The organism is Desertimonas flava, from assembly GCF_003426815.1.
Lineage (GTDB): Bacteria > Actinomycetota > Acidimicrobiia > Acidimicrobiales > Ilumatobacteraceae > Desertimonas > Desertimonas flava.
Genome location: NZ_QKYK01000047.1, coordinates 22,963 through 30,377 on the forward strand (window position 1 = coordinate 22,963; position 7,415 = coordinate 30,377).

Genomic DNA, 7,415 nt, shown 5'->3' on the forward strand with positions numbered 1-7,415 from the left:
GTTCCAGGGCACCGATAGGGTCGGGCTCGATGACCGACGACGCCGCCACGGGCCCCTTCGACGACCTCGCCGAGTTCGTGGCGCTCCCCCGCCTGTCGGGATTGGCGCTGTCGCCCGACGGCAGCCGTCTCGTCACCGCCGTCGCCGCGCTCAACCCCGAGCGCACACGATGGCAGACGGCACTGTGGGAGATCGACCCCGCCGGTGACCGCCCGGCACGCCGACTGACGCGCAGCGCGCCCGGCGAGTCGGGTGGCCGCTTCCTCCCCAACGGCGACCTGCTGTTCACGTCGGCCCGGCCCGACCCCGACGCCAAGCCGGGCGGCGACGACAAGCCCCCGGCCGCGCTCTGGCTGCTCCCCGCCGGCGGCGGCGAGGCCCGCTTGCTCAGCTCCCAGCCCGGAGGGGTCAGCGGCGTCGCCGTGGCGGCCGACTCCGGCGACGTGGCGATCGTCAGCCCGCTGTTCCCCGGAGCGACGCCGGGAGCCGACGACAAGGAGCGGCGGACCGCCCGCAAGGAGGCCGGTGTCTCGGCGATCCTGCACGAGGAGTACCCGGTCCGCTACTGGGACCACGACCTCGGACCGGCATGGCCCCACGTGCTGTTCGTCGGCGCCGTCCCGCCGGAGGGCACAGAGGTCGCCGCGCGCGACCTCACCCCAGGTGCCGGCCTCAGCGCCGGCGAGGCGAGCGGTCAGGTCGACCTCTCCCCCGACGGTCGCCTCCTCGTCCGCAGCGTCGACACCGCGGCACCGGGCGCGTCCCGGCGGATACGCCTCGAGGTGATCGACACGGCAACCGGCGACACCAGGGTGCTCGCCGAGAACGACAACGCGTCGTGGTACGGCGCCCGCTTCTCCCCCGATGGCGCTCGCGTCGTCTGCACGTTCGAGACCGAGGGCACCTACGACGAGGCGGAGGATCAGACGACCTTCCTCGTCGACGTGGTCACCGGCGAGCAGCGCCCCGTCGCTCCCGGTTTCGATCGGTGGTTCACCGAGTACGCCTGGTCGCCCGACGGCTCGGCGATCTTCGCCACGGCCGACGACGACGGCGCCGCCCCGGTGTTCCGCATCGACCTGGCCGACGATCCCGCGGACGACCGGGTCACCCGGCTCACCTCCGTCGGCGCCCACTCGTCGCTGCAGGTGGCCGCCGACGGCTCCGCCGTCTACGCCCTGCGGGCCACCTGGGACGCCCCGCACCAACCCGTCCGGCTCGCCCCCCATGTCGTCGACCAGGCGCCCGACGTCCTCCCCAACCCGGGTGCGATCGGCCCCGTGCCCGGACGCCTGGAACGCATCGAGACCACCGCCTCCGACGGCGCGCGCGTCGCCTCGTGGCTCGTCCTGCCCCACGGAGCGAGCGCCGCGACACCGGCGCCCCTGGTGCTGTGGGCCCACGGCGGGCCGCTCGGCAGCTGGAACGCCTGGTCGTGGCGCTGGTGCCCGTGGCTGCTCGCCGCCCGTGGATACGCGGTGCTGCTACCCGACCCGGCCTTCTCCACCGGCTACGGCCGTGACTTCGTCGCGCGCGGGTGGGGCCAGTGGGGCGGCAACCCCTACACCGACCTGATGTCAGCCGTCGACGCCGCGCTGGAACGTGCCGATCTCGACGCCGAGCGCACGGCGATGATGGGCGGCAGCTACGGCGGCTACATGGCGAACTGGATCGCCACGCACACCGACCGCTTCCGGGCGATCGTGACCCACGCGTCGCTCTGGCACATCGACGGTTTCACCGGCGCCACGGACGGCGCCTACTTCTGGGAGCGCACGTGGGGCGATCCCCTGGTCCGGCCCGAGCGCTACGAGCGGTACTCGCCGCACCGGTACGCCGACGCCATCACGACGCCGATGCTCGTCATCCACGGCGACCGCGACTATCGGGTCCCCATCGGCGAGGCCTTGCGCCTGTGGTACAACCTGCAGAAGCGGGCGGTCGACGCCAAGTTCCTCTACTACCCCGACGAGAACCACTGGATCCTCACACCCGGCAACCACCGAGTGTGGTACGAGACGGTGCTCGCCTTCCTCGGCCAGCACGTACTCGGCGAGGAGTGGCAGCGTCCCGCGCTGGTCTAATGGTCTGCTGAGCAAGTCGCACCGATTGCTCAGCAGTCTCCTAGCGCTCGTCGAGTGCTCGTCGAGTCGGACGCGGGCGGTTCGGCGACCCGTGAGAGCGTGCGGCCGACAGCGGCGTCGGCGGCCGACTGCAACGCCGCCGCCAACTCGACGAGGACCACCGTGTTGGCGAGGGGGCGGATCTGGTCGATCATCGCGGCGACGTCGACGAGGGTCGGCAACGGTGGCAACACCTCGTCGCCGGTGACGCGGGGCTGCCACACATTGCGCTGCACGAGGGCGACCATCCCGTCGGCGATCGCGCAAACACTCTCGCGGATGCGCGCCAGCTCGGCGAGGAGCTGATCGATCGGTACGCCCACCCGGTGGAGGGCGACGCCCGCCGACAGCAGGCGCGGACTCGGGACCCGCCAGGTCTCACCGTGGATCTCGATCAGCCCGAGCTCCACGAGTCCGGGGAGGCTGGCCGCGTTGGAGACGTCGAGCCCGTAGCGGGCGACGATGTCCGCCGCGGTTCCGCAGTCGGCCACCTCGTCGCTGAAGCGCCCGGTGATCCCCCGCCCGAGGCCGACGACGTCGCTGATCGTGCTGCCATCGCGCCAGTGGTCGAGCAGCTCAGCGATGTTGGCCAGCGAGAACCCGCGGCCGAGCAGCGACGTGATGACGCCGAGTCGTTCGACGTGGTCGTCGTTGTACCAGACGATGCGGCCGTCACGACGGGGCGCAGGAAGCAGGCCACGATCCTGGTACGCCCGGATGTTGCGCACCGAGACGCCGGTGCGGCGCGACAGGTCGCGGACGCGGAGCTCGGACGGAAGCGCGTCGGATCCGCCCGCCGGTGGGGGTGGGTCGTGGCGGTCGGCGCGCGCGTGGTGATCGAGAACCGTGACGTCGATGTTCGTCACGATACGCGGTCCGCGATCGGTGCTCGGGCCGATCCGTGCCCGAACGATCATCGTGACAGTGGAGGCTGTCACGATGACCTGGGGGGCTCCCAGAACCCAGGCCGGCGTCACGAGATCTCCGCGCGAGGCTGACGCGATGCTGACGACCGAGGGCCTCGATGAAGCCGAGGCGATCGTGCGGCGCCACGTCGCACCGACGCCGCAGTACGCGTGGCCATTGCTCGCCGCCGAGCTCGGTGCCGAGGTGTGGGTGAAGCACGAGAACCACACCCCGACCGGGGCCTTCAAGGTTCGCGGCGGGCTGGTGTACGTGGACCGTCTGCGGCGCGAGCGGCCCGACGTTCCCGGGATCATCACCGCCACCCGCGGCAACCACGGCCAGAGCATCGCCTTCGCCGGTCGGGTGGCCGGGATCCCCGTCACCGTGCTCGTCCCCCACGGCAACAGCCCCGACAAGAACGCGGCGATGAGCGGGTTCGGCGCCGATGTCGTCGTGCACGGCCACGACTTCCAAGCCGCTCGCGAGCGGGCCGGCGAACTGGCTGCCAGGGACGGTCTCGTGTCGGTGCCGTCGTTCCACCCCGATCTCGTCGCCGGCGTCGCCACGTACGCCCGCGAGCTGTTCGACGCGGCCGGCGAGCTCGACGCCGTGTACGTCGGCGTCGGGATGGGCTCGGGGATCTGCGGGCTGATGGGCGTGCGCGACCTGCTCGGTCTGCGCACCGAGATCATCGGCGTGGTCGCCGAGCAGGCACCGGCCACACAGCTGTCGTTCGACGCCGGCCGCGTGGTCTCCACTGAGAGGGCCGACACGTTCATCGACGGCGTCGCCTGCCGCGTCCCCGACGAGGAGGCGATCGCCGCCATCGTCGCCGGGGCCGCCCGCATCGTCGCCGTCTCCGAGGACGACTGCGCCGAGGCGATCCGCACCCTGTTGCGCACCACCCACAACCTCGCCGAGCCCGGTGGGGCGGTCGCCCTCGCCGGCCTGCTGACCAGCGCCGAGCGCGACCGCCAGCGGGGCCGCCGCGTCGGCGTCGTGCTGAGCGGCGGCAACCTCGACGGGCCGCTGCTGGCCGAGATCCTCGCCGGACGGACCCCGGTGCCATGACCACTCCGTTCCCCGACACCTACGCCGCCGGGGTGCGCCTCCCCTCGCGCGAGCTGCCCCGCGAGGTCGTGGTCTGGCTGGAGGGCGAGCTCGGCGGGCGCGTCGTCCACCACGACGACAAGCGCGGCGGGTTCTCCCCGGGCGTCGCGTCCGTGATCACCGTCGAGTCGGGACGGCGGGCGTTCGTGAAGGCGGTCGGAGCATCGATCAATCCCGACGCGATCGGGTTCATGCGGGCCGAGGCAGCGCAGGCGGTGCGGCTTCCCGACCTCCCCGGACTGCTCCGACCGCTGGTGACGGCCGACCTCGTCGCCGACGGTGACGAGTGGTGCGTCGCCCTGTTCCCTGTGATCGATGGACGGCCGCCCCATCATCCCTGGCGTCCCGACGAGGCACGCCGTGTGCTGGACACCGTCGACGAGCTGACCTCGTCCCTGACCCCCTCGCCGTGGCCCGACGACCCGGGCCGCGACGACAAGTACGACGTCTTCTTCCGCGGCTGGAGCCGCATCGCCGCCCATCCCGACGACCCCTGGCACGGCAACCCGTGGGTGGCCACCCATCTCGATCGCCTCGTCGCCCTCGAGGGCGCCGGTCGCGCCGCGCTCCGCGGCGACACGCTGAGCCAGCGTGACCTGCGTGCCGACAACATCCTGCTGACGGACGACACCGTGTGGATCGTCGACTGGGCGCACGCCGGCAACACCGCCCGCTGGTTCGACGGCCTCGTCCTGCTGGCCGACGTGGTGGCGTCGCGCGCCGACATCGGCGACGGCGGCGCGCTGGACGTCGCCGAGCTCCTGCGCACCCATCCGGCCGTGGCCACGGCCGACGAACCGGTGCAGTGGGGGATCATCGCCGGGTTGGCGGCGACGCTGCACCGGTTCGCTCAGGCGGCGGCCCCGCCCGGCCTGCCCACCATCCGCACCTGGCAGGGCCAGACGGCCGAGGACATCTTGAGGTTCGTCATCAGGGCCTTGCCCGCCACGCTCTGACGCCGCCGGCGGACGACGACCGGCACGGCTGCCGGCAGCGCAGGGCGATCGGCGGGCGCCACAGCGGTCCGGCGCCGGCGGATCAGGCGCCGAGCGATCGAGGCGACGAGGCCGGCCGTCAACGCCAAGCCGAGCCCGATGGCGACCTGGGCCACGGGGTTGGTCGTGACACTGGCACCGAGTCGACCGAGCACGACGATGAAGAGCGCCCAGAGCACCGAACCGGCGGTGCTCGAGGCGAGGAGGCGCCGCGGCGACATCCCCGTCAGACCGGTGCCGACGGCCACGGCGGTGCGGCCACCGGGGACGAAGCGACCGAGGATCACCGCCGGCATGCCGATGCGGTCGGCCGGGACACGGCCCAGGCGTCCGAGCAGCCGGCGACCGACTCGCGTGCGGCCCAGTCGGCGACCGGCGACGTGCATCACGACGTCGCCCGCCACTGCGCCCGCCGCCGTGGCGGCGACGACTCCGGCCACGGCGGCGGGGGATCCGGCTGCGGCCGCGGCCACGATGACGGCGGCTTCCGACGGCACGAGGGGCAGGATCGTGTCGATGGCGACGAGACCGCCGAGTGCCCCGAAGGCCCAGGCGCCGAGGGCGAACACGTTCATGGCGTCGACGGTACGGATCGCCGGTTCTCCGGTCGATCGGTGAGGCTCCCGTCTTCGTTGGGGGGTTTCCCCTACCTCCCCCGGGGGGCATCAGATTCTCAGCCGTCTCTGGTTGCACGGATGCAACACCAGGAGTACAGAAGTTGCGCGGCCTGCGTCGTTCGACGCCGCGCCATGATTCCTGTGCTTCTCTGGTTGCAGAACTGCAACCGCAGACGGCTGAGAATCAGGTTTGAGCACGAGGGACGAGGACGGCCTGGGTCTGGGTGACCTGGGCGACGCGCTTGCCGTCGTCGTCGGTGATGTCGGTCTGCACGACGATGGTGGTGCGTCCGACGTGCAGCGGGCGAGTGACGGAGTGGGCGACGCCGGATCGCACGCCACGGAAGAAGTTCGTCTTCGACTCGATCGTCGACGTGCCGGCACCGGCGGGCAGGTTGAGGAACGCGCACACCGCCCCGACCGTGTCGGCAAAGGCCATCAGTGCGCCGCCGTGCAGGAGCCCGCCTGTCGTGCAGCGCTCGGCCGACCACGGCATGCGGGCGGTCACCTCGTCGGGGCCGGCGGCGTCGATCTCGATGCCGCACCCGGCGGCGAACGGCATCGAGGCCACCAGGGCCGAGAGGTCGAGGGCAGGCGAATCGGTCATCCCGCCAGCTTGCTCGCCGCGGCGAGGCCCGTCGATGACCTCTCACGTCATGGCGACGCGACCATCCGGCTGCGTGCGCTACGCGTCCGTCCAATCGGGATCGATCTGGTCGAACGGTGGCGGCTGCTGGCCGATCCACTCCGGCTCCTGCTCACCGTCCCACACCCACACCTGATCGGCCCGATCGATGAACTGGTGGAACCGCTCGCCGATGTAGCGATGCACGCGCACGCAGCCGTGGGAGGCCGGTTCGAGGGGGATGTTCTCGGCCCCGTGGATGGCGATGCCGTAGTTGAAGTACGCCGGGTCGTACATCGCTCCGAGGGCGCCGAGCCGCCGGCCGGCCACGATGCGGTCGAACAGGTACACGCCGCCCGGCGTGATCGACCGGCCCATCAGGCCGAGGCGGATCGGCTCGGTACCGCGCTCGTTGCGGTACTCGCCGGGGCTGATGGTGACGGTCTCGCGCCAGTGCTCGCCGCTGCCGCTCGACATGTGGCTGATGAGCACCGCCTGGTCGTTGTCGAAGAACGCCACCACCTGCTCGGGGAGGTACACCTCGGTGTGGTCGGCCGAGGTCTGCCCGGCGGCAAAGCTGCGGCGAGGCCGGATCGGGTCGTGCGTCCGCATCTGCTGCCACAGCTCGTCGGTCACCCGCCCGGTGGCCTCGGCGCGGGGCACACCGAGGGCGAGCTTCTCGAACGCCCACACGGCCTGCTGGGTGAGCTCGCCGAACAGCCCGTCGGACGGCCCGGGCTCGAAGGCCAGCTCGCGGAGGCGGTCCTGGAGGCGGCCGACAGCTCGGCCGCTGGATCCGAACCGGAGCGGTTCGCTGAGCGTCTGCGGATCGGTGGTCGTGGTCGACGAGGTGGTCGAGGGCATCGTCGTGGTGGGCGGTTCGGTGGTCGGCGCGGCCGTCGTGCTGGTGGCGCGCAGGGCGACCGGCATCAGCCCGTCCGCCGCGGTGGACGGAACGGTCGTCGCGGCGTCGCCGGTGACGCCGCGGCCGGGGCGGCCGCCGACGGCGACGGCGACGAGGCCGGCGGCGGTGAGCCCC

At 72.4% G+C, this 7,415-nt stretch carries 7 protein-coding genes; 3 read left to right on the top strand and 4 right to left on the bottom strand.

Annotated elements, in window-relative coordinates; genetic code table 11:
- The first annotated feature begins 29 nt into the window (after positions 1 to 29).
- The gene (locus tag DN771_RS27670; protein WP_117000811.1) at positions 30 to 2,084 is read left to right on the top strand and encodes a S9 family peptidase; all 2,055 of its coding nucleotides are present in this window, start codon (positions 30 to 32) and stop codon (positions 2,082 to 2,084) included.
- A 29-nt stretch (positions 2,085 to 2,113) separates the two neighbouring features.
- On the opposite strand, the gene DN771_RS27675 is transcribed toward DN771_RS27670, so the two are convergent.
- Positions 2,114 to 2,989, bottom strand: coding sequence for a MerR family transcriptional regulator (locus tag DN771_RS27675; protein WP_162942497.1), 876 nt, complete (start codon positions 2,987 to 2,989; stop codon positions 2,114 to 2,116).
- Positions 2,990 to 3,125: 136 nt separating this feature from the next.
- On the opposite strand from DN771_RS27675, the gene DN771_RS27680 reads away from it, so the two are divergent.
- Both DN771_RS27680 and DN771_RS27685 read left to right on the top strand, forming a co-directional pair.
- Positions 3,126 to 4,100, top strand: coding sequence for a threonine dehydratase (locus tag DN771_RS27680; protein ID WP_117000813.1), 975 nt, complete (start codon positions 3,126 to 3,128; stop codon positions 4,098 to 4,100).
- Positions 4,097 to 5,095, top strand: coding sequence for an aminoglycoside phosphotransferase/kinase family protein (locus tag DN771_RS27685; RefSeq protein ID WP_117000814.1), 999 nt, complete (start codon positions 4,097 to 4,099; stop codon positions 5,093 to 5,095). The genes DN771_RS27680 and DN771_RS27685 overlap by 4 nt, the downstream gene beginning before the upstream one ends.
- Here the strand turns inward: DN771_RS27685 and DN771_RS27690 are convergent.
- The 3 genes from DN771_RS27690 to DN771_RS27700 all read right to left on the bottom strand — a co-directional run.
- A complete protein-coding gene (locus DN771_RS27690; protein WP_117000815.1) occupies positions 4,990 to 5,709 on the bottom strand; it encodes a DedA family protein in 720 nt (239 codons plus the stop codon). The two genes, DN771_RS27685 and DN771_RS27690, sit on opposite strands and share 106 nt — an antisense overlap.
- 226 nt (positions 5,710 to 5,935) lie before the next feature.
- The gene (locus DN771_RS27695; RefSeq protein WP_117000816.1) at positions 5,936 to 6,358 is read right to left on the bottom strand and encodes a PaaI family thioesterase; all 423 of its coding nucleotides are present in this window, start codon (positions 6,356 to 6,358) and stop codon (positions 5,936 to 5,938) included.
- A 78-nt stretch (positions 6,359 to 6,436) separates the two neighbouring features.
- A partial coding sequence (locus DN771_RS27700) for a L,D-transpeptidase family protein (protein WP_162942498.1) occupies positions 6,437 to 7,415 on the bottom strand: 979 nt, incomplete at its 5' end.